The organism is Halanaerobium saccharolyticum, assembly GCF_003259895.1.
Taxonomy (GTDB): domain Bacteria; phylum Bacillota; class Halanaerobiia; order Halanaerobiales; family Halanaerobiaceae; genus Halanaerobium; species Halanaerobium saccharolyticum_A.
Window position 1 is genome coordinate 71,417 of the sequence record NZ_QLME01000008.1, and the last position, 22,770, is coordinate 94,186.

Annotated in this window: 19 protein-coding genes and 5 tRNA genes; 23 read left to right on the forward strand and 1 reads right to left on the reverse strand. The window is 35.4% G+C overall.

All coding sequences use genetic code 11. The annotated features are described in order from the left end of the window. Positions 1–332: 332 nt before the first annotated feature. From C7958_RS07260 to C7958_RS07370, 23 genes are all read left to right on the forward strand, one after another. The gene (locus C7958_RS07260) at positions 333–1,394 is read left to right on the forward strand and encodes an ABC transporter permease (protein ID WP_111572010.1); all 1,062 of its coding nucleotides are present in this window, start codon (positions 333–335) and stop codon (positions 1,392–1,394) included. Then, on the forward strand, positions 1,384–1,884 hold the full coding sequence (locus tag C7958_RS07265) for a hypothetical protein (protein WP_243834288.1): 501 nt from the start codon (positions 1,384–1,386) through the stop codon (positions 1,882–1,884). Before C7958_RS07260 ends, C7958_RS07265 begins: the two co-directional genes overlap by 11 nt. Beyond that, on the forward strand, positions 1,877–2,800 hold the full coding sequence (locus C7958_RS07270) for an ABC transporter ATP-binding protein (protein ID WP_111572011.1): 924 nt from the start codon (positions 1,877–1,879) through the stop codon (positions 2,798–2,800). Before C7958_RS07265 ends, C7958_RS07270 begins: the two co-directional genes overlap by 8 nt. Positions 2,801–2,823: 23 nt before the next feature. Beyond that, entirely contained in the window at positions 2,824–4,392 is a 1,569-nt protein-coding gene (locus C7958_RS07275; protein WP_111572012.1) for a sensor histidine kinase, read from the forward strand. A 24-nt stretch (positions 4,393–4,416) separates the two neighbouring features. Continuing rightward, positions 4,417–6,666: an N-acetylmuramoyl-L-alanine amidase family protein gene (locus C7958_RS07280; RefSeq protein ID WP_243834293.1), complete on the forward strand. Its 2,250-nt coding sequence runs from the start codon at positions 4,417–4,419 to the stop codon at positions 6,664–6,666. 1 nt (position 6,667) lies between these two features. Continuing rightward, the gene (locus tag C7958_RS07285; RefSeq protein WP_111572014.1) at positions 6,668–7,207 is read left to right on the forward strand and encodes a GerMN domain-containing protein; all 540 of its coding nucleotides are present in this window, start codon (positions 6,668–6,670) and stop codon (positions 7,205–7,207) included. Between the two features lie 24 nt (positions 7,208–7,231). After that, on the forward strand, positions 7,232–8,083 hold the full coding sequence (gene murI / locus C7958_RS07290) for a glutamate racemase (protein ID WP_111572015.1): 852 nt from the start codon (positions 7,232–7,234) through the stop codon (positions 8,081–8,083). Next, entirely contained in the window at positions 8,083–8,802 is a 720-nt protein-coding gene (gene rph, locus C7958_RS07295) for a ribonuclease PH (RefSeq protein ID WP_111572016.1), read from the forward strand. Before murI ends, rph begins: the two co-directional genes overlap by 1 nt. A 1-nt stretch (position 8,803) precedes the next feature. Continuing rightward, positions 8,804–9,403 carry an XTP/dITP diphosphatase gene (locus tag C7958_RS07300; RefSeq protein ID WP_111572017.1) on the forward strand — a complete coding sequence of 200 codons (600 nt, stop codon included), beginning with the start codon at positions 8,804–8,806 and terminating at the stop codon, positions 9,401–9,403. A 140-nt stretch (positions 9,404–9,543) separates the two neighbouring features. Beyond that, positions 9,544–9,620 (forward strand) — tRNA-Pro (locus C7958_RS07305). A gap of 24 nt (positions 9,621–9,644) precedes the next feature. Then, positions 9,645–9,721, forward strand: a tRNA-Gly gene (locus C7958_RS07310). A gap of 7 nt (positions 9,722–9,728) precedes the next feature. After that, a tRNA-Arg gene (locus C7958_RS07315) sits at positions 9,729–9,806 on the forward strand. 27 nt (positions 9,807–9,833) lie between these two features. Then, positions 9,834–9,910 (forward strand) — tRNA-His (locus C7958_RS07320). Positions 9,911–10,132: 222 nt separating this feature from the next. Continuing rightward, positions 10,133–11,680: a putative bifunctional diguanylate cyclase/phosphodiesterase gene (locus C7958_RS07325; RefSeq protein ID WP_243834289.1), complete on the forward strand. Its 1,548-nt coding sequence runs from the start codon at positions 10,133–10,135 to the stop codon at positions 11,678–11,680. 115 nt (positions 11,681–11,795) lie between these two features. Further along, positions 11,796–12,431, forward strand: coding sequence for a TetR/AcrR family transcriptional regulator (locus C7958_RS07330; protein ID WP_111572018.1), 636 nt, complete (start codon positions 11,796–11,798; stop codon positions 12,429–12,431). Between the two features lie 71 nt (positions 12,432–12,502). Beyond that, entirely contained in the window at positions 12,503–12,916 is a 414-nt protein-coding gene (locus C7958_RS07335) for a YkvA family protein (RefSeq protein ID WP_111572019.1), read from the forward strand. 215 nt (positions 12,917–13,131) lie between these two features. Continuing rightward, positions 13,132–13,217: transfer RNA gene (locus tag C7958_RS07340), tRNA-Leu, on the forward strand. A 113-nt stretch (positions 13,218–13,330) separates the two neighbouring features. Continuing rightward, positions 13,331–14,611, forward strand: coding sequence for a trigger factor (tig, locus tag C7958_RS07345; protein WP_111572020.1), 1,281 nt, complete (start codon positions 13,331–13,333; stop codon positions 14,609–14,611). Between the two features lie 138 nt (positions 14,612–14,749). Beyond that, complete coding sequence (gene clpP, locus C7958_RS07350; RefSeq protein ID WP_111572021.1) at positions 14,750–15,346, forward strand: ATP-dependent Clp endopeptidase proteolytic subunit ClpP; 597 nt, start codon at positions 14,750–14,752, stop codon at positions 15,344–15,346. Between the two features lie 21 nt (positions 15,347–15,367). Beyond that, positions 15,368–16,639: an ATP-dependent Clp protease ATP-binding subunit ClpX gene (clpX, locus tag C7958_RS07355; protein WP_111572022.1), complete on the forward strand. Its 1,272-nt coding sequence runs from the start codon at positions 15,368–15,370 to the stop codon at positions 16,637–16,639. 212 nt (positions 16,640–16,851) lie between these two features. After that, the gene (lon, locus tag C7958_RS07360) at positions 16,852–19,200 is read left to right on the forward strand and encodes an endopeptidase La (protein WP_111572023.1); all 2,349 of its coding nucleotides are present in this window, start codon (positions 16,852–16,854) and stop codon (positions 19,198–19,200) included. Further along, positions 19,190–19,792: a ribosome biogenesis GTP-binding protein YihA/YsxC gene (gene yihA / locus C7958_RS07365; RefSeq protein WP_111572024.1), complete on the forward strand. Its 603-nt coding sequence runs from the start codon at positions 19,190–19,192 to the stop codon at positions 19,790–19,792. The genes lon and yihA overlap by 11 nt, the downstream gene beginning before the upstream one ends. Positions 19,793–19,794: 2 nt before the next feature. Next, positions 19,795–20,721, forward strand: a complete 927-nt coding sequence (locus C7958_RS07370; protein WP_111572025.1) for a class I SAM-dependent DNA methyltransferase — start codon at positions 19,795–19,797, stop codon at positions 20,719–20,721. Positions 20,722–20,841: 120 nt separating this feature from the next. Here C7958_RS07370 and C7958_RS07375 read toward each other — a convergent pair whose 3' ends face one another. Then, positions 20,842–22,620 (reverse strand): FAD-dependent oxidoreductase, encoded by a 1,779-nt coding sequence (locus C7958_RS07375; protein WP_111572026.1) that lies wholly within the window; start codon positions 22,618–22,620, stop codon positions 20,842–20,844. Positions 22,621–22,770: the final 150 nt, after the last annotated feature.

Consider the following 22,770-nt stretch of genomic DNA (forward strand, 5'->3'; position numbering starts at 1 on the left):
CCTCCGGCTAATATTATAACATATTCCAAAAAGTATAGCGAAAAAATAGCTCAATTTATTCTATTAAAAGGGCTAATTAAAAAGGATAATAGCAGTTTTTAGAGAATAATATTTATATAGACTTTAATTAATGTATTTAACTCATGCAGTTGAAAGGAGGTTTTTGTTATGGCCGAAATAGTAGGGATTGTTGTTATAATATGGGCTGTTGTTTACTTTTTTGATAGAATGGCTCCATAAGAGGAAAAAATTTGAAGGGAGAATTTAATTATTTCTCCCTTCTTTTCCACCATAATTAGAGAGATAAACTTTAAGTTAATAGGGGAGTAATAATGTCTAATATTATAGAAAATCTAAAGATTATATTTTTATTAGTAAAAAAAGATTTAAAAGAATCCTTAAAAAACAGAACTGCATTGATGATTATTATGCTGCCGCTTTTTGCCTCACTCATGTTTTCGCTTGTCAGTTCAGAGCAGCTGGTGCGAAATTTTGAACTGGCAGTAAGTGGACAGGAAACTCAGGAACTTATATCATTTATTAACGATAATTTTCAAAACTTTAAAATTGAAGAATATGCAAATATTGAGGCCGGAAAAACAGATACTGCTTCCGGTAATATTGATGCTGCCCTTAATTATAATCCGGAGGCAGCAGATATAGAAGATCGTTATCAAATTTATCTGGACAGCAGAGATACGGTTAATTTTTTTATTTTAAGAGAAAATATTTCCCAGATATTAAGCAGCTATCATAATTTAGATAGTGGTCCTCAATTTTATTTTCAGCCTGCTGCAGATTTTACAGCCAGCAGTTCTATTTTGCCGGTCTGGTTAACTGTTACAATTACCATGATTGGCTTAATGTTGATTTCTGCTTCTTTATCCGAAGAAAAAGATAATAAGACTCTATCAGCTCTACTTGTGAGCAGAGTAAATATTTATCAGGTAATAGCAGCCAAAACTTTATTTGCCTGGATTTTAACCTTAATTACTTCGGTCTTAATGGGAGCTTTAAATGGAGTTCTGGCAGTTGGATTTGATAGACTACTGCTGGCTTTTACAATTATTTCTATTGCTGCTTTTGTATTTAGTGGTCTGGGCTTAATTATCAGTCTTTTCAGCAGCTCACAATCTTCTTCCAGATCAATTTCGACTGTAATTTATTTTCCAATTATTTTTCCGGCTCTGGTTGCAGATGTTTCTCCACTAACTCAAAAATTAGCTCTGTTTTTTCCCACTCATTATCTCTATCAGGCTCTGGACAAAGTTCTGGTCTACCAGGGCGGAAACAGCAGTCTTAGTTTAGAATTATCATTTTTGCTTTTATTTGCCATTATTTTTTATCTTATTATTTTGATTTATATCAGAAAGGCTGATTCTATTGTTGAATAATAAAATCATTTTTTTAGCAGTGCTGCTTGTATTTTTAGCAACTCCTTTTGTTGAGGCGGAAAGTTTTGAAAGTCCTGAATCCTTTACAGAATATGTTTATGCTAATTATGCAGATGAAAACTTTGAAGAGGTTTATAATAACTTTGCTGCCGAATTGAAAAGAGTACTTGCCGAAGAGGATTATCTGGAGTTTCAGCAGCATAATTTTGAAAAATACAAACTGGAATATACAGAAATTGAAGTGGGAACAGCTGAAGAAATTACATTTGAAGAAATTGAAGCTGAATTTGAGTACGCCCGTGACTTTGGCAGCTATTACCGGCTGCAGGTAAGTTATCTGCTTAAATTTAGTCGTCTTGGTCGTCGGGAAGAGAGATCAGAAAAGGATGTTTATCTTAGAAAAATCAATGATGATTTTCAAATTTTCTGGGATTATGAGAGTGCTTTAAGTGATGATCAGGCTGCCAATAGAGATGATCAGGATGAGTAAACCGATTATTGAAATCAATAATTTAGAAAAAACATTTTCTGGTTTTAAGGCGCTTCGGGGAATTAATCTCCAGATTAATAAAGGAGAGATAGTTGGTCTTCTGGGCCCTAATGGTGCTGGCAAAACCACTACTCTTAAAATATTAACTGGTCTTTTAAATGCAGATCAGGGAAGTATCAAAATTATGGGAACAGAAGTTGATAAACAGCTCCCGACCTGGCTTAAGGCCAAAATTGGGGTAGTTTTTGAGGAAAGCAATTTATATCTGCGCCTTAATGCCCTCGATAATCTAAAATTATTTGCTGGAATCAATAATGTCAGCACTGAGAGAGTGCTGCAGCTGCTGACTGAATACCAGCTGCAGGATGCTGCTAAAAAAGAGGTTAAGAATTTTTCTAAAGGAATGAAAAAGAGGTTGATGATCTGTAGAGCCCTGCTGGCTGAGCCAGAAATTTTAGTGCTCGATGAGGCTACAGGTGGACTGGATCCTATTTCTGCCGAAATTATTAGAGAAAAGGTTCTTGCTTTAAAAAAAGAGGGGAAAACTGTTATTCTGTGCACTCATTATCTGGAAGAAGCAGATCGGCTCTGTGATCGAATCGCCTTTATTAATCAGGGCCAGGTAATAGCTGTAGATAGTCCGGCAGTATTTAAAGATAGTCTGCAGGAAAAATATGTTGAGCTTAAATTTTTAGCTGATTCAGAAATGGCCGAGCAGGAAAGGTATAATTTTATAGAAAATATTTTAGATGCAGAAGATAACTATAGTCTGCAGTCTGGACATTTAACTCTGCAGTTAAATATTAATCAGCAGCTTTTTGAAAAGGCTGCAGGAATTGGGGCTGAATTTAAGCTGCTGGGTCTGGAAAAAGTAGAGGCTGATTTACAGCAGGTTTTTAACAATTTAAATAATTAATGATAGCTAGCGGGGTAGATAGAATGCAGGAAATTTCACCTGATTTTGATTTTCTTTTTAATAATTTAAATAAAATGGCATATATTTTTTTTGATCCCACTCATTTTGGTCCTGTAAATAAAAAAATGGCTGTTTTTTGTTCATCTGAGATCCACGAATTAGAGGGTCAATCAATATCAGTTATCCTGGATCAAAAAGAGATAGAAACAGTTAAAAAATTTAACCAGAAAATTTTCGAAGATGGTTTATGCAAAAGTGCTAAAATGGAAATTGAAATAAATAATGAATTACACATAATTGAAGTTGAGACAATACCTCATCATAATCAGATGGGGCAAGTTGATTATTTACTCTGTCTGGCCGAGGATATTACTGCTGAAATAGAAAAAGAAGAGAGATTTTATAGAAATAAAAAAAGGTACAGCAGCATTTTCAAAAAAGCGCCCCTGGCTTTTGTTGTTTCAGATAGAAAAACTAATATTATTGACTGGAATGATAAGGCGGAGGAGATTTTTGGCTGGCAGAAGGAAGAGGTTATAAATAAAAATTTCAATCTTATTGTGGCAGAGGAATCCTATTCTGAAATTACAGATGTGGTGGAAAATGTTTTTGAAGGTGAAAAAAGTTATAATATCAATAAAAACATAGCAAAAGATGGCAGTGAACTTTACTGTGAGTGGAATACAGCTTTAATTAAAGATAAAAATGATAAAATACTGGAGATTATTTCTATTGCTCAGGATATCAGTGAAAAGATAAAAACTAAACAGAGAATAAAAAATCAGAAAGAAGAATTAAAATACAGTGAATTAAGAACTCAATTTTTTGCTAATATTTCTCACGAATTAAAAACTCCTTTAAACCTAATTTTTTCAAGTCTGCAGTTATTAGATTATAAACTGCAGAATACCGACTCAAAACAGACCAATCAATTTGCTAAATATTTAAGCTCAATTAGAAATAATGGTTTTAGACTTTTACGACTGGTTAATAATTTAATTGATCTAACTAAAATTGATGTTAATACTTTTCAGCTTCATCGTGGTAATTTTGACATTATAGAGCTTGTAAAATCAGTAGTTGAAAGTACAGCGGATTATCTGGAGACAAAAAATAGAAATTTTCGTTTTGAATGTGAATTAGATTCTCAAATTATCGCCTGTGATCCTTTTAATATAGAAAGAGTAATTTTAAATTTAATCTCAAATGCTGTAAAATTTACGGCCGAAGGTGATGAAATTTTATTAAGAATTGAAAAAGAGGGAGCTCGGGTAAAAATATCTCTGAGAGATACCGGGATCGGAATCAAAAAGGAGAATCAGGATATTATATTTGAGCAGTTTAGACAGGTTGATCAGAACTTTAATAAAAAGCGTGAAGGTAGTGGGATAGGATTATCACTGGTTAAATCCATTGTGGAAATGCACGGGGGAACAATAACTTTAGACAGTATTTATGGTATCTACAGCTGTTTTAATGTTTATCTCCCGGTTGATAAAATAGACGAAAAGACTCTAGCAGCAGAAAGTTATGCTGCTGACAGTCTGTTAAATAAGGTGGAACTGGAGTTTAGTGACATTAATTATATTTAGAAGTAAGGAGGGGTTTCCTTGTCAGTGCTCAGAAAACTTGCAACTATAATTTTAGTAACAATTATATTATCTTTAATTTTAACTAATAATGCAGCAGCTCAAAATACAATTTATTTTAATGGTCAGGATATCACTTCTCAGATTGAGACTGTAAGTCGTGAGGGTGAGCTTCTTATCAGGGCAAGGGACCTGGCAGAACTTCTGGATGCTGATTTAACCTGGCGCCCCGCTTTGAAATCTCTGGAGATGGAATCTCAATCTGTTACAATTAAGATTATGGCCAACAGCCGCTATATTCAGATTGAAAATGATGCAATCAGAACTGAAGCAGGTCTGCAGCTGGTTGATAATCAGGCCTATATTCCACTGGCGAAATCAATAGAAGCTTTTGGCTATTTATTAGAATATCAGCGGGATAATGAAGAATTATATATTTTCCAGCCGGAAACTACAATTAATAATGTTTCCTGGCAGGAGGATGGTAATCAATTACAGATAGAAATGGATGAGATAACACCTTATAGAGTTTTACATAGTGAAGATGGCAGAGAGATAACAATAGAAATTGATAAGGCAGAGATTGACCAGGAGTTTAGTGATAACATTTCTAATAACAATTATTATTTGAGGGTGGTAAATGTTCCCGATAGGGCTTTATTAAGACTGGTTATCAAGAGTAGAACTCCGATTCCATTCCAAATTGATGGAGGGGTTTATGAACATGAGGATTCGCTTGTGCTTAGCTTTTTGCCCCAGCTTAAAGATATCCGGCTTAACGAGGATAATCTTTTAAGTGTGGAGGCTACTGGAGAAATTCCTGATGCCAGAACTAAATATTTGTCGGAAAGCAGAAAAATGATTATTGACATACCTTCGGTAGTCATTGGAAATTTTGATCTGGATATTGAAGAACATCCCTTAATTAAGGATATTAAAGTAACCCAACATGATCTGGACCCTGTTATTTTACGAATAGAAGCCACAATGGCAAATGGAGATATATTTAAGCCTGTACAGCGGGAAAAAAGTAATTTATTGACCTTTAAACCCGGTCAGCGATCCGAAATTACAGACCTGGAATATGCAGCAGGCAGTTTTAGTTTCGCCTCTTCTTCTGCCTTAAATCCGGAGCTCTTTTTGCTGGAATCTCCTCCCAGACTGGTTATGAATCTCTATCATGTTAATCGAGGTAGTGGGATTCAGGATAAAATTGAAGTTAATAATCCTCAGATTACGAGTCTGAGGACTGCAAGATTTGACGATCAGACAGTAAGGATTGTTGCTGATTTAGAGGAATTAACCGGCTATGAGTGGGTGGAAGAACAAAAAAATGGGCTTTATTATTATACTGTTAATTTAAAAAATAAATTTTCTGAAATTAAAACTGAGGATAATGCAGATTATCAGTATCTGAATATCTTAATGGATTCCAGGGCTAATTATGAGGTCAAAAAATTTAATTATCCTCATCGAATTGTTGTGGACTTTAAAAATACTTTAAATAACCTGGATGATTTTAGTAGAATTGAAAAAAGTTCATTAATTAAAGATATCAGGAGCAGTAATTATCAGCTGGAAGGTGAAGAAGTTACAAGGCTTGTTTTTGAATTAAATGATTATTACAGCCACCGGGTGGAGAGCTATCAGGATCAAAAAGGTATCAAGATCGCTCTGGCCAAAGAATATTTAAATCCGGAGATGAAAGCAGAAAAGATAGTAAAAAGTCAGCTGATAGTGATTGATGCTGGACATGGTGGTTTTGATCCGGGAGCAATTGGAGCAACTGGACTGGAAGAAAAAGTTTCCAATCTGGCTATTGCTAAAGCTACTGCTAAACAATTATCTAAAACAAATCATAAAGTTCTTTTAACTAGAGATTCTGATGAGTTTCATTCTTTACAGAATCGGGTGAAATATGCTAATGATCGGAAAGCTGATATATTTGTCAGTATTCATGCTAATTCTTTTAATAACCCCCAGACTGGTGGTGTAGAAACATATTATAACCAGCATGAGAGTAATCAGAATAGATTTTTAGCTGAAAAAATTCATGATAAGCTGGGACGAGGACTTAAAATTAATGATCGCGGAATTAAGGAAAGTAATTTTTATGTAATTAAATACACTAAAATGCCTTCTGCTCTGGTAGAAGTTGCCTTTTTGAGTAATGCTGTGGAAGAAAATATGCTTAGAACAAAGAGCTTTCAGGATCGGGCAGCAGCTCTGATAGCAGATGGAATACTTGATTATCTGGAAGAGAATGGAGGGGAGTAAAATGGCTGCAGAAAAGAAAAAATTAAGCTCTGATCGAAAAAGAAAATTGCTTCTAATTTTGAGAATTTTAATTCTGACCGGGGCTGTAGTATATCTCCTTTTTCTCTTTTATAATAATTATCTTTTAGAAGATAAATTGCAGGTTTATTTTGCCACTGCTGATGCCAGTCATCTGAGGGCAGAGAGTAGAGAGCTTGATCAAGAAAGTGATATCTATCTTCAACTTTTCGAGGAGCTTAAAGCTGGCCCGGAAAGTGATGATTTAGCAGAAACAATTCCAGAAGGAAGTAAATTGCTCAATTACCAGCTTGATAATCAGCTATTAAGCTTAAATTTTAATCAGGCCCTGAAAAATAATCACTGGGGAGGAAGTACTGGCGAAAGATTGACAGTTTATTCTATTGTAAATTCTTACACATCTCTGTCTGAAGTCGAAAGTGTAAAAATACTGCTGGAGGGAGAAGAGGTTGAAAGTCTGGTTGGTCATCTTGACTTAAGCCGTCCCTTGATGTACAATCAAAAACTGACTGAGGGGAGTTAATTATAGAGATAGGAGTTGGTTTTGTTGGAAGAATCAAGTAGGGCAATAGGACTATTAGATTCAGGTGTTGGGGGCCTGACAGTTGCTCGCGAAATTTTCAAACTGCTGCCAAAAGAAGATATTATATATTATGGTGATACTCTGCATCTTCCCTATGGACCAAAAGATTTAAACTTAGTCAGGGAATATGTGGAAAAAATAATAAGGTATTTAATTAGCAAAAAAAATGTTAAAGCAGTTGTGATAGCCTGTAATACTGCTACTTCTGCAGCCCTGGATCATGTCCAGAAAAAATTTGAGATACCTATCTTCGGCATGATTAAAAGTGCTGCCGCTAAAGCAGTTGAGATAAGCTCCAGACAAAAAATAGCAGTAATTGGGACAGAAGGTACTGTTAATAGTTTTGCCTATCAAAATGCAATTTTAAAATTAAATAACAGAGCTGAACTTTATGCTGAGGCCTGCCCAAAATTTGTAGATTTAGTCGAGCAGGGAAAATTTGATGGGGCAGCAGTAGAAAAAACTGCCCGCAATTATCTGTTACCTTTAATTGAAGCTGAGGTCGATTCTTTGATCCTGGGCTGTACTCATTTTCCTTATTTAAGTCCTTTATTAGCTAAAATAATGGGGACTAAGGTTACATTAATCAATCCTGCTCACGAAATGGCTGTTGAAGTGCGAGATAAACTAACAGAAATAGATCTGCTTAAAAAATCACCTGCTGAACAACCCGAGCATAGATTTATAGTAAGTGATCGTTCCAGAATCTCACGCAGATTTTTGGAGCATGGCCGAAAATTTTTAGGTTTAGAAGCTTTAAATTTCAAAGAAGAAAATATATTTAGTAAAGAATACAACTGGGAGGAAAGTATATAATGCGTACAGATGGAAGAAAAGTTAATCAATTAAGAGATGTAGAAATAACAAGGAATTACACTAAGTATGCTGAGGGTTCTGTTTTAGTTGAGACCGGTGATACTATGGTTTTATGTAATGTGTCTATAGAAGATAGTGTTCCTTATTTTTTAAGAGGTCAGAACAAGGGCTGGTTGACAGCAGAATACTCTTTATTACCGAGAGCAACTCAGGATAGGAATATTAGAGAAGCTGCAAAACGTAAATTAAGCGGCAGAACTCAGGAAATTCAGCGTTTGATTGGCAGAAGTTTAAGAGCAATTATTGACCTGGATAAAATGGGAGAAAGAACAATTTGGGTTGACTGTGATGTTCTTCAAGCTGATGGAGGTACCAGAACTGCTTCAATTACCGGTGCCTATGTTGCTTTAGTGGATGCAATAAATTTTATGATGGATGAAGGGAAATTAAGCGAAAATCCTCTAAATGGATTTATGGCTGCAACAAGTGTAGGCATCGTTGAGGGGACTCCGATGCTTGACTTATGTTATGAAGAGGACTTTAAAGCTCAGGTTGATATGAATATTGCAATGACCGAGGCTGGAGAAATTATAGAGATTCAGGGTACTGCAGAAGAACATCCTTTTAGTAGAGATGAGTTAGATCAACTATATGATCTGGCAGAAAAGGGGATTCTGGAACTTATAGAAGAACAGAAACTGGCCCTGGTTGGTAATTAAAATGAAAAAAATTGTTATTGGAAGTGGAAATCAGCATAAAATAGAAGAGATTAAAGCTTTTTTTTCAGATTTAGAATTTAAATTTGAAGGACTGGATCCAGAATTAGAACTGCCGGAAGTTATAGAAGATGGAAAAAGCTATCAAGAGAATGCATTAAAAAAAGCCAGACAGCGGGCTGAAGAATTAAACGAGATTGTACTTGCTGATGACTCCGGGCTTTCAGTTGACTATCTGGATGGAGCACCTGGAATTTATTCTGCCCGTTTTGGTGGAGATGATTTAAATGACCAAGAAAAATACTTAAAAGTATTGAAACTTTTAGAAGGGCAGCCGAGGGCAAATAGAAAAGCGGCCTTTATTTCAGTAATTGCTCTTGTAGATCCTTTTCGAAATATAGAAATTACTGTTAAGGGTAAATGCGAAGGCGTTATTGCCGAAGAACCTGCAGGAGAAAATGGATTTGGCTATGATCCAATATTTTATCTGCCTGAATATGATAAAACAATGGCCCAACTTAGCCAGTCAGAAAAGAATAAAATTAGTCATCGAGGTCGCGCTCTTCAGAAAATGAAAATCAGACTAAAAGAGAGTTATAACTAGAAAATTAAAGTATCAACTATTTAATTTGCTCTAAAGTCATGTAAATGCCGTTTTCTTTTTTGACCGAAAGCGGCATTTACTATATACTATTAATTGTCGCCGCGAAAAAAGTTATTGTTTTTTTGGGGCACAAAACACGTCGGAGCGTGGCGCAGTTTGGTAGCGCACCTGCTTTGGGAGCAGGGGGTCGAAGGTTCAAATCCTTTCGCTCCGACCATTTTAAATTATAGCAAATTTTTGAGCGGGAGTAGCTCAGTTGGCTAGAGCATCAGCCTTCCAAGCTGAGGGTCGCGAGTTCGAGTCTCGTTTCCCGCTCCATTTTATTGCGCCCGTAGCTCAGCCCGGATAGAGCAACGGACTTCTAATCCGTAGGCCACAGGTTCGAATCCTGTCGGGCGCGCCATTTAAAACTCGACAACAATCTAATATGGTGGATGTAGCTCAGTTGGCTAGAGCGCAGGATTGTGGCTCCTGAGGCCGTGGGTTCAAGCCCCATCATCCACCCCATTTAATACATCTATTTAGGATGTATTTTTTTATGCCTAAATTTAATTTTGTAGCCATTTTGCAGCCGTTTTTTCTATTTGTTATTCATAATCTTGACTAATAACTTTTAAAGAGGATATAATTAACTTAAGTACAGATATTATAGAAGCTTATTATTTTGATTAGTGACTTAGATTTTAACTGAAATATTTTGCCTAGATTGAAAATTTAGGAGAGATAAAGATGAAAAGAAAATCTCGGCCGATTAAAAACATTGTGCTGTCTTACTTTATTTTTGGTATACTCTGGATTCTGTTTTCTGATACGCTGGCGGGATATATGATTAATGATCTGAATTATTATCAGAGTTTTCAATCTATTAAAGGGATTATATTTATAGCTGTTACAGGTATTTTTTTGTACTTTCTTCTAAAAACTAATTTAAAAGAAATCACAGAAAAAGAACAAGAGCTCTATCAACAGGCTTATTTTGATAATTTGACTTCGCTGCCCAATAAGAGATCTCTTTATCAGGATTTATCCAGTAAAATTGAACACAGCCAAAATAATAGAGTCCAGTTCTCTTTTGCCATATTTTATCTTGATCTAAGTAATATTGATAATTTAACTGAGATCAGGGGATATACCCAGGGTAGTGATCTAATTAAAAAAATAGCTAAAATTTTAAAAAATGATATTTGTAATGACCAGGATTGTAAACTTTACAGTTATAATTATAATAAATTTATTTTAGTCTACAATAATCCAGGCAAAAATATTGTTTACCAGGAAGAAGCTAATAAAATCACTGACATAATTAATAATCTCTGGAATAGGGGCGAGATCGACTATTATATTGATTTAAAAATAGGTGTTTCCACTTATCCCGATTCAGGTAGGGATGTTGAAACATTAATTTCTGCAGCTCAGTTGGCGGCAAGTAAATGTGATACAGAAAATAAAGAATTTCAGATTTATAACCACTATATGTTTCTGGATAAGCTGGAATTAGAAAATTTAAAAAGAGATTTAAGAACAGCAATTAAAAAAGAAGAATTTGAGTTATATTATCAACCTAAACTGCGCTGTTCTGATCATAAAATCTGTGGACTGGAAGCTTTAATCCGCTGGCAGCACCCAGATAGAGGTATGGTATCTCCCTACAAATTTATTAAACTTGCTGAAGAAACAGGTTTGATTATAGAAATCGGTGACTGGGTTCTAGAACAGGCTTTTAAGCAGCTTTTAAAATGGCAGCAGAAATATGAAGATCAAATCAGTCTTTCTGTTAACCTCTCACCACTGGAACTTTATGATGAGCATAAGATAAAAAAGATAAAAAAACTTCAGCAGCAGTATCAAATAAATAAAGATTTATTGGAATTCGAAATAACTGAAAATGTACTGCTGGACAACAGAGGCGATCCACTTCAGATACTTAAACAGCTAAAAAGGCTCGGTTTTTCAATTGCTCTTGATGATTTTGGAATCGGATATTCTTCTTTTAGTTATTTAAGCAGGCTCCCAATTGATACTCTTAAGATCGATAAATCATTTATTGATCAATTAAATGATCAGAAAAATATGATTTTAATTGATTCTATTATTAATTTATCACATAAAATGAAGCTGGAGGTAATTGCGGAAGGAATTGAAACTGCTGATCAGCTAAAAACAATGAGTGATCTAAATTGTGATCAGATTCAGGGCTATTATTTTTATAGACCCCTTCCCTTATCTGAGCTTAAAGTAATTTTAGCGGAAGAATTTAAGACAACTGAAACGAGTTAATCTCGGTCTGGATAAATTATCTTATCACCATTTCTTTAATTTCTTAAAAAGTTATGCTATAATATATTCACTCTATACTGACTAAAAGTCAAAAAACAAGTGGGGGTAACCAAGAGTGACTAAGCAAACAAAAAAATCGCTTAAGAGGCGTACTACAATTTTAAATGAAGCAGAAAAATTATTTATAGAAGAAGGCTTTGAGAAGACAACTGTTAAGGATATTGCACAAAAAGCTGGTGTTGCTAAAGGAACATTTTACTATTATTTTGATACCAAAGAAGATATTATTTCATCTCTGCTGGAAAAAAGATATATAAAGACTGAAAAAAAAGCAAAGCATGTTTTACAAAGTACGGAAATGAGTTCTTTAGAAAAATTAGAAAAAGTAATTTTGAGACTTATTTTTAGCAGAAGAGGTAACTTTAAAGTTTACGAATTTTTTAAGATTGATGAAAATGCTAAGTTTATGAAAGAAAGAAACAAGGAATTCTGGAATAAATTTATGCCTATTTTTACTGCTATAGTCGAAGAGGGTGTAGAAAGAGGAGAGTTTGAAACTGATTATCCGGAAGAAGTAACAGAAATTCTATTTATGGGAATTGATAATTTTCTGCATCGACACTATGCTAAATTTACAACAGAGGAAATGTATATAGATAAATTTGCTGCTGTGGAGGAATTATTAAACAGAGCTCTCAACTTAAAGCAAAGAAAAATTGATTTGTCTTTAATGAAACCCGAAAAATCATAAAGGATTTAAATTAACAATAATAAAGAAGCTTTAGTTTCTTGGTTAATATCATTAATAATGGTGGTGAAAATATGAAAAAAGATTTTAATGATAATGAACTGCTGGCTTTTCTGGGTAGACTGGCAAACAAATGGGGAACCGGACATCAAAGTGTAAGTAAAATTCTGGATAAGACTCGGAACTTTATTGAAACAAAAGATTATAAACTTCCATTTATTGATAAAGTAACTGAACTGCTGGAGATGTTGAGTGAATACTCAAAAGGAAATTTTAAATTAAATGATGCAGCAGTGGGGTGGATTGTAGCAACTCTGGCCTATCTAATTTTACCAACCGATTTAATCCCTGATTTTTTGCCGGGGGTTGGTTTTACTGATGATGCAGCAGCTTTTATTCTGGCGTTTAGACAGCTTTCTCAGGAACTTGAACATTTCCGTAAGTGGAAAGAATTAGAGTCAGAAACTATAGATATTGAAGCTGAATAAATTAATTTTAAAAATTACTGGATATTTTCTTTAATCTATTATATAATTGAAAAGATGAAAATTTTGCTGCAGGGATTAACTTTTATCAATAAAAATCAAAGATAATTTGATAATTGATAAAAAATCCTTGACAAGAGCAAAAAGCTATGCTACCATTATATGTGCTTTTTGTGAAAAAGAAAAAACAAATTTTCACTCACAGCATTATTTACTATGCGAAAGTGGCGGAATTGGCAGACGCGCTAGATTTAGGATCTAGTGGGCAATCCCCGTGTGGGTTCGAGTCCCACCTTTCGCACCATTTAATAATTCTGTCATTGACCCCCGATATTGGCCCGGTGCCAGATCGGGGATTATTAACATATAGAGAGTTTTTAAAAAGTTTTATTTAAATATCAGTTAGGAGGAATATTAATGGAAGTAAAAAAAGAAGTTTTGGAAGGTAATAAAGTTAAACTGGACGTTGAAATAGAAAGTGACCGTGTAGATGAAGCACTAGAACAGGCATATCGTCAGGTGGTTAAAGATATTGAAATTCCTGGTTTTAGAAAAGGGAAGGCACCACGAAAAATTATTGAACAGAGATTTGGCGAAGAGGTGCTGCACAAGGATGCACTTGATATTCTTATTCCACAGGGATATAGTGAAGCTGTAGAAGAAGCTGATATTGAGCCAATAGCACAGCCTGATATAGAAGATTTTTATATTTCTAAAGGAGAGCCTGCTACTTTTACTGCAATAGTTGAAGTAAAGCCTGAGGTTGAGCTTGGTGAGTATAAAGATTTGGGTATTGAAAAAGAAGATGCTGAAGTTCAGAAAGAAGAGATCAAGCAGCGTTTAGAAAAAATGCAGGATGAGTACAGCCAGTTAGTTACTGCAGAGCGAGAAGAACTCCAGGAAGGTGACTTTGCTATTATTGACTTTACCGGTTATGTAGATGGCGAAGAATTCCCGGGTGGTTCTGCAGAAGAGTACAGTTTAGAGATTGGTTCTGGCAGCTTTATTCCAGGTTTTGAAGAACAGTTAGTTGGAATGAAAGTAGGAGAAGAAAAAACTGTAGAGGTTACATTCCCGGAAGATTATCAGGCAGATGATCTTGCTGGTGCAGATGCATCTTTTGATGTTGTGCTGAAAGAAATCAAAGTTAAGGAAAGACCTGAACTTGATGATGACTTTGCTGTTGAAGCAAGTGATTATGAGACAATGGACGAATTAAGAGTTAGCATTGAAGAGGAAATTGCAGAGCAAAAGAAAGAATCTGTAGAAAACAACTTTAGGGAAGAAATTATTAAAAAGGCAAGCGAAAACGCTGAAGTTAAGATGACTGACACTCTTGTTGATGAGCAGCTGGATCAGATGTTCCAGAGACTAACCCAGTCTATCTCACAGCAGGGAATGGATGTAGAAGATTATCTAAACTATATGGGTATGGACGAAGATACCTGGAGAGAACAGAATAGAGAAACAGCCTCTGAACGTGCAAAAGAACTGCTTGTTCTGGAAGCTATCGCCGATGTTGAAGATATCGAAGTAACAGATGAAGAAATTGAAGAAGAGGTTAATGAGATTGCAGAAATGCATGATCAGGATCCTGAGCAGATCAAAGCTATTCTGCAGATGCAGGGACAGCTTTCACAGCTAAAAGAAGATATTATCAGACAAAAAACAATTGATTTCTTAACAGAAAACAACTAATATTTGATTAGATTGTTAAACATTAACTGTTTTTCAATCTGTTTTTAGATATAATAATTATGGTACAAATATATAGGTACCAGGTATCAAAAACGATTTCGAGTGCCAGGTACCCAAAATACAGGGAGGTTTTAAACTATGAGCCTAATTCCAATGGTCGTTGAACAAACTAATCGTGGGGAAAGATCTTATGATATTTATTCCCGACTTTTAAAAGATAGAATTGTATTTTTAGGTTCTCCAGTAACAGATGATGTTGCAAATACTGTTATTGCTCAACTGCTCTTTTTAGAAGCAGATAATCCAGACAAAGATATTTATTTATATATTAACAGTCCAGGTGGTTCAGTAACAGCTGCTCTGGCAATGTATGATACAATGCAGTATATTAAACCTGATGTAGTAACAATTGGTATGGGACAGGCTGCAAGTGCCGGTGCGCTGCTGCTTGCTGCTGGTGCAGAAGGGAAACGTTATGCTCTTCCTTATGCAAGAGTTATGATTCATCAGCCAGCCGGTGGAGCACAGGGTAAGGCGACTGAAGCCGAAATTCATATTAAAGAATTAATGAGAATTAGAGAATTGCTGAACAATATTCTCAGTGACCACACAGGTCAAAGTCCAGAAAAAATTGCTCAGGATGTAGAGAAAGACTATTTCATGACTGCAGAAGAAGCTGTAGATTATGGATTGATTGATGAAGTAATTACCCGTAATGAATTAAATGAAAAGTAATTTAGCCCAAGAGGTGATAAAATGTTCAAATTTGGCGATCACGATCACGAAGATGGGGAACTAAAATGTTCCTTCTGTGGTAAGAGCCAGGATCAGGTCCAAAAATTGGTTGCTGGTCCAGGAGTCTATATTTGTGATGAATGTATAGAGCTCTGTAATGAAATTGTAGAAGAAGAATTAGATGAGGAACTGGATCTCGAGTTTGAGAGTGTTCCAAAACCTAAAGAAATAAAAAAATATTTAGATGAGTATGTAATTGGACAGGAAAGAGCTAAAAAATCACTTTCTGTAGCAGTTTATAATCATTATAAAAGAGTTAATTCTAATATGATGGTTGATGATGTAGAACTGCAGAAAAGTAATATTATGATGGTTGGACCCACAGGTTGTGGTAAAACACTAATGGCTCAAACTCTGGCCAAGATAATAGATGTACCAATTGCGATAACTGATGCCACTTCCTTAACAGAAGCTGGTTATGTAGGAGAAGATGTGGAAAATATCCTGCTTAAACTAATTCAGGCTGCTGATTATGATGTAGAAAAAGCAGAAAAAGGTATAATCTATGTTGATGAAATCGATAAAATTGCTCGCAAATCTGAAAATACATCTATTACCAGAGATGTATCTGGAGAGGGAGTTCAGCAGGCACTGCTTAAAATTATCGAAGGTACTGTTGCCAGTGTTCCACCTCAGGGTGGACGTAAACATCCTCATCAGGAATTTATTCAGATAGATACAACCAATATTCTCTTTATTGCTGGTGGAGCTTTTGATGGACTGGAGAAATTAATTGATTCCCGCATCAGCGAAAAAGTAATGGGTTTTGGAGCTGATATCAAAACCAAAGAAGAAAATAAAAATATTGGAGATACTTTAAAGCATATTCAACCTCAGGATTTACTGCACTATGGTTTAATCCCTGAATTTATCGGTAGAATGCCGGTTCAGGTTACCTTAGATCAGCTTGAGGAAGAAGATATGGTTCGGATTATGAAAGAACCACGTAATGCTTTAGTAAAGCAGTATGAGAAATTCTTTGCGATGGATGATATTGAGTTAGAATTTACAGATGACGCTCTGATAGCAATTGCTTCTAAAGCTCTGGAGCGGGATACAGGTGCTCGCGGTTTGAGATCAGTTGTAGAAAATACTGTTTTAGATATTATGTATGAACTGCCATCAAGACCTGAAATTAGAAAGTGTATTATTACTAAGGAAGTTATAGAAGAAAATGCTGATCCGATTCTGGAAATTGAAGATGAACTTCTGGAAGAGGAAGAAAGCGCCTAACAGCTAAAAGATTAAATAATAGAAACTGTTTAAGATAAATTAAGCTGTGATAAGATCTAGAGATAATATTACTCCTAAAGAGTGAGTGGTATTATCTCTTTCGTTTTTTTTGCATAATATTGGAGGGGAAAGTTAATTGACCCCGAATTATAAAAATAGAATAAATTAAAAGTGATTAGTTACTTAAATACAATAGATAGAGGTGAAAATTAATGACTGAAGAAAATGAAATTAAAGAGATAATGGAGCTCCCTTTACTGGCATCCCGTGGGGTAATTGTTTTTCCACATATGGTAATTCCTCTTTTAGTGGGCAGAGATAAATCTGTTGCTGCTCTGGAGGAAGCTATGATGGAAGAAAAGAAAATTATTATCGCTGCCCAGAAGGATGAGACGGTAGAAGAACCTGATATTGATGATATATATAGTTTTGGTACAATTGCAGAAGTTAAACAGCTGGTTAAACTACCGAATGGGATGATTAAAGTTGTAGTGGAAGGTTTAGAAAGAGCTGAGGTTATTGATTATCTTGACACAGAAGAATATTTTCTGGTAGAAGCAGCAAGCCGCCCGGAAGAAAAAGTTGAAGTTACTACAAATGTTAATGCTTTAATGAGAACAGTAGTTAAAGAATTTGAGGAGTACATTAAATATAACCGCAACTTACCTGCTGAAACAATTATGTCGGTCAGTAATATTGAGGACCCCGGCCGCCTGGCGGATGTTATTTCTTCCCAGGTTGAGTTGAAATATAAGCAGCTGCAGGAATTACTAGAAGCAACCGATATTATAGTCCGTTTAGAAAAAATGCTGAATCTGCTGCAGGATGAAATTGAAGTTTTAAAGATTGAGCAGGATATCAATAAAAGAGTTAAAAAGAAGGTAGAAAAAAATCAGAAAGAATATTATTTAAGAGAAAAAATGAAGGTTATTCAGGATGAACTTGATGAAGATAAGAGTACGACTGATGAGATAGATGATTATTGTGAAAAACTGGAAGAAGCTGATTTACCTGAAAAGGTAGCTGAGAAGGTGGAAGAGGAAATTGAGAAACTTGACCGAACTCCCAATATGTCACCTGAAGCTACAGTTATTCGTAATTACCTGGACTGCATTTTAGATCTTCCCTGGAATAAAGAAACAGATGAAGAAATTGATATTAAAAATTCTGAGGAGATTTTAGAAGCAGATCATTATGGACTTAAAGATGTTAAGGAAAGAATTTTAGAATATCTGGCTGTGCGCAAGATAGCACCAGCCAAAAAGAGTCCTATCTTATGTCTGGTGGGAGCTCCAGGTGTTGGTAAAACTTCTCTGGGACGTTCAATTGCCAGAGCTCTGGATAGAGATTTTGTGCGCCTTTCCTTAGGTGGAGTCAGAGATGAGGCAGAGATTAGAGGTCACCGTAGAACCTATATTGGTTCCCGTCCCGGAAGAATCATTAATGCAATGCGTGACGCCGGCAGTAAAAATCCGGTTTTTCTGCTGGATGAAGTTGATAAGATGAGTTCTGATTTTAGAGGTGATCCTGCTTCTGCACTGCTTGAAGTTTTAGATCCAGAGCAGAACAAGGAATTTGGTGACCACTATCTGGAAGTGCCCTTTGATCTCTCACAGGTTTTATTTGTGACAACTGCCAATGTGGCTCATACAATTCCAGCACCATTACTTGATCGAATGGAATTGATTGAAATTCCAGGCTATACAGAAGATGAAAAGCTTAAAATTGCAGAAGGTCATCTGCTTCCCAAGATTTACGAAGACCACGGTTTAAAGGAAGATCAGATTAATATATCTTCAAATGCGATCTTAAAAGTAATTAGAGAATATACAAGGGAAGCTGGTGTGAGAAATCTGGAGCGCAAGCTTGCTGCTATTACTCGTAAGGTGGCCAAGGAATTTGTGGAAGGTAGAGATCACAAAGCTCTGGTAGCAGTCAACAGTGTGGAAAAACATCTGGGCTTACCTGATTATGAACATCAGGAAAGTAATCTGGAAAACAGAGTTGGAGTTGCAACCGGACTGGCCTATAATCAGGCTGGAGGAGATATTTTGGATATTGAGGTTGCAGTAGTCCCTGGAAAAGGAGAGTTAACTCTTACCGGTTCTTTAGGAGATGTGATGAAAGAATCCGCTCAGGCAGCCTTAAGTTATGTTCGTTCCAAGCAGAATGAATTAAATTTAAGTGATGGCTTTTATAAAAAATATGATATTCATATCCACGTTCCTCAGGGTGCAGTTCCCAAAGATGGTCCTTCTGCCGGTATCACAATTGCGATTGCTTTAGCTTCTGCCTTAACAGGCCGTAAGGTAAGAGGAGATTATGCAATGACCGGAGAAATTTCTTTAAGAGGAAGAGTACTTCCAATCGGTGGTTTGAAAACTAAAATTCTTGCCGGACGCAGAGCGGGAATAGAAAACTTTATTTTACCGAAAAAGAACGAAAATAAGTTTAAAGAGATCGAAAAAGAGATTACTCGCGATTTGAATGTAAGTTTTGTCTCTCACATGGATGAGGTAATGGAACTTTTATTATTAGAGGATGAGAATCATGCAGATTAGTAATGCAGAATTTTATACAAGTGTATTTAAATATGAAGACTGCCCCAGATTACAGCAGCCTGAGGTAGCCTTCAGTGGGCGTTCTAATGTAGGTAAATCATCTTTGATCAATAGACTTACCAGACAAAAAAAATTGGCAAGAACAAGTAATACTCCGGGTAGAACTCAATCTCTAAATTATTATAATATTGAAGACAAATTTTATTTAGTAGATTTACCCGGCTATGGTTTTGCCAATGTACCGCAGAAGGTTAAAGACGACTGGGCAGAATTAATTGACACTTATTTAAATTACAGAGAAAATCTAGTCGGAGTAGTTCAGATTATTGACTGCCGCCATAAACCAACTAAAGATGATAAAATGATGGTTGAATGGCTTCAGGCCAGTGGTCTGAGCTACCTAATTGTTGCTACTAAGGTAGATAAAATATCAAATAACAAAAAAGCAAAACAAAAAAAATTAATCCAGAAAAAGTTAAACTTAACAGAGGAAGATAATTTTACTTTCTTTTCAGCTCAAACTGGAGAAGGAAGTAAAGAAGTCTATCAGTATCTTGATTTTCTAATGCAGCTGGCAAAAGATAGGGGCTAAAAATGGAGCACAGCTATACCACATATTTTGCTGAGATTTATGATGATGTAATGAAAAATGTTCCTTATAAATACTGGTCCAGGTATTTAAGTGATCTTTTAAAATATTATAAGCATCAACCAGACTCAGTGCTGGAACTTGCTTCCGGAACCTCTAATATGACTTTTAAGTTAATTGAACTAAAGTCTGTTAATAGAATTACTGCGCTGGATTTATCTCCAGCCATGATTTCTAAGGCTGCAGAAAAATTAGAAACTAAACTGCAGAATTCTCAGGAATTCAGCTCTTTTTCAGCTGCTGAAAAAGAAATGAGTTATCAGCTTCAGCAAAAGCAGCGGCAGCTGAGAATTAACTTTAAGGCTCAAAATATGACCGAATTTTCTTTTGAGAACAAATTTGATTTGATCGTCTCCTTTTTTGACAGTCTAAATTATTTAACTGATATAGATCAGCTTCAAAATTGCTTTAAGAGTACTGCCTCTTCCCTGAGCAGAGATGGATTATTTATCTTTGATATGAATTCAGTTGGTAGAATTAAAACAATTGAAGAAAAATCATTTGTAATTGAAGGAGATAGTTATGAGTGTTTCTGGGAGGATGTTGTAAAGGCAAAAGAGAATTTGTGGCAGGTAAAATTAAAAATATGTCCGGATAATGATCAGCTGCCCTGTTTTGAGGAAACTCACAGTGAGCGGGGCTATAAAATTGAGACTATTTTAAGGCTGCTTAAAAATAGTGGTTTTAAAGCTGTAGATGTTTATAATGCCTTTAGCTTTGCCAGGGGTAGAAATAATTCGGACCGCCTTTATTTTGCAGCTGCCAGAAATAAAGATCGATTGCAAACTAATCAGGGTCAGCTTAAAAAGATGTATTATGGAATCAAAAATAGAGTTGACTACTTTTTGGTTAGCTTAAAATATTTTCTTTAGTATTTTTTAGAGAATTGTTGCAGCTAAAAATAACATTTAAATTAGAAAAGCAGGAGCTTTGATCAAAGCTCCTGCTTTTTTTAATCTATTTAACTTTTTTAGAATAAATTAATTGATAATCTATTTTTTAACAACTTTTCGCAGATCCTGATCCTTATCTTTTGGTCTGCTCCAAATTTTCTTTTTAATCCAGGGCAGTACATAATAATCTAAACCGAAGGAACGTCCTGAACCAATTAAAGTGATTGAAGCAAATAAGAACCAGTATAAAGGACTAAAGTGTCCGGGCCATTCACTGGACCAGTGTGCATACTGACCGGCCAGTAAAAAGTTAACTGAAAATCCAGCAGAACCTAAAGCACCCAGAGTTGCAAATAAACCGAAAACTAAAGAAATACCGATTCCTATCATACTTAGAGTTACTACAATTTGAAAGAAAAGTGGAAATCTAAAGAAAATAGCTTCATTTAGCCAGACATACCAGCCAACAGCATATTCACCAATCGGTGATCCTGTGGCACCTGAAACCAAATAATCTGGTGTTGTTAACCAACCATCTCTTACTTTAGTATAACCTTCATAAAGCCACATGATTCCAACAAAAACACGTAAAAGAACCAACCAGAGAGATCTTGAAGTCTCACTGACAAAACCAAATAGACTTGGTAGTAAGCCTTTATGAGAAGCCTGTTCTTTCATATATTCAGTAATCATGCTGTAGGTTTCTTTTAATCCACCAATTTCAAAGCGATAGAACATGTTAACTGAGTGTTTCATAAACATTGCAGGGATTCCTGTTAAAGATAATCCCATTACTTCAGCAACTGCATAACTGCTTCCAACTGAAACCATTACTCCATGTAAATTTGGTTCAAGTTCTTCTTTTGAACCACCTTTAATTTCAGCTACAACATTTTCAGCTGCACACTCACCCGTCTGCTGAGCAGACTCTACTAAAGCAGGTAGGATTTGGTCATCTTTCCAGGGAGCTGCTGCATTATCACCAATAGCATATACATTAGAATAATCTTCTGTCTGCAGATATTTATTCACTTTTATTCTATTTGCCCGGCTTGTAGCCAGACCAGAATTTGCTGCAAAATCAGCTGCCTGTACACCACAGGTCCAGATAATGGTCCGAGCTTTGACTTCCACTCCGTCATTTAAAATCAGCTTATTTTCTTCAATTTTATCAACAAACTCACCGGTTTTAACAGTAACTCCATTATCTCTCATATAATTCATTGCTTTTTCAACCAGCTCATCACTGAGATTAGGAAGTATTTTATCAAGGCCTTCAAAGTTATAAATTTCTATTTCATTGCGTGGTATATTATATTCTTTGCTGTACTCATCAAGCCATTCAATTAACTCTCCAACCATTTCAACTCCAGTAAAACCTCCGCCGGCAACTGCAAAAGAAAGCAGTTCCTTTCTTGCGGCTGGATCATCAGTCATCCTTGCTTCCTGAAGACAATTTTCAATATGTTTTCTGATATCCTTCGAATCATCCATAGACCACAAGGTAAAGGCATGTTCACCGACACCTTCAACTCCACAGTGACTGGGCTTGCTGCCTGCTCCCATAATTAAATAATCATAGCTGTATTGATGATCTTCAGAATTTAAAATCTGATTTTCGAAATCAATCTCGTTGATTTCATCCTTAACTATATTTACTCTTGTTGAAGAAAAGATTCTCTCTAGATCAATTTCTAGTGCATCTTCTTCAATCCTTTTACCTGCCACTTCGTGTAATTCTGTTAACAGGGTATGGTAAGAATTCCTGTCAATGAGAGTAATTGTAGAGTCAGGATGTTTTTTTAGTTGTTTATGTAGAGTTTGGGCAGCAGCTACTCCACCATAACCTGCTCCTAGTATAACAATATTATTACTCAATTTTTTTCCCCCTTTAATTTTCTTTCATTATTCTTATTAGTTTTCTCCTATTATGACCCCTTTAATAAAAAATAAATTTATTAATTCACATACTTTAAAGAGCCATGAGTTATTTTTTTCACACTCTTATTATAGCATAATAAAATTAAA

Bases quoted from the DNA above. Each gene is read 5' to 3' on its own strand.
- C7958_RS07260 (WP_111572010.1), top strand. From the start codon at position 333: ATGTCTAATATTATAGAAAATCTAAAGATTATATTTTTATTAGTAAAA.
- C7958_RS07270 (WP_111572011.1), top strand. From the start codon at position 1,877: ATGAGTAAACCGATTATTGAAATCAATAATTTAGAAAAAACATTTTCT.
- C7958_RS07275 (WP_111572012.1), top strand. From the start codon at position 2,824: ATGCAGGAAATTTCACCTGATTTTGATTTTCTTTTTAATAATTTAAAT.
- C7958_RS07285 (WP_111572014.1), top strand. From the start codon at position 6,668: ATGGCTGCAGAAAAGAAAAAATTAAGCTCTGATCGAAAAAGAAAATTG.
- rph (WP_111572016.1), top strand. From the start codon at position 8,083: ATGCGTACAGATGGAAGAAAAGTTAATCAATTAAGAGATGTAGAAATA.
- C7958_RS07300 (WP_111572017.1), top strand. From the start codon at position 8,804: ATGAAAAAAATTGTTATTGGAAGTGGAAATCAGCATAAAATAGAAGAG.
- C7958_RS07325 (WP_243834289.1), top strand. From the start codon at position 10,133: ATGAAAAGAAAATCTCGGCCGATTAAAAACATTGTGCTGTCTTACTTT.
- C7958_RS07335 (WP_111572019.1), top strand. From the start codon at position 12,503: ATGAAAAAAGATTTTAATGATAATGAACTGCTGGCTTTTCTGGGTAGA.
- tig (WP_111572020.1), top strand. From the start codon at position 13,331: ATGGAAGTAAAAAAAGAAGTTTTGGAAGGTAATAAAGTTAAACTGGAC.
- clpP (WP_111572021.1), top strand. From the start codon at position 14,750: ATGAGCCTAATTCCAATGGTCGTTGAACAAACTAATCGTGGGGAAAGA.
- clpX (WP_111572022.1), top strand. From the start codon at position 15,368: ATGTTCAAATTTGGCGATCACGATCACGAAGATGGGGAACTAAAATGT.
- lon (WP_111572023.1), top strand. From the start codon at position 16,852: ATGACTGAAGAAAATGAAATTAAAGAGATAATGGAGCTCCCTTTACTG.
- yihA (WP_111572024.1), top strand. From the start codon at position 19,190: ATGCAGATTAGTAATGCAGAATTTTATACAAGTGTATTTAAATATGAA.
- C7958_RS07370 (WP_111572025.1), top strand. From the start codon at position 19,795: ATGGAGCACAGCTATACCACATATTTTGCTGAGATTTATGATGATGTA.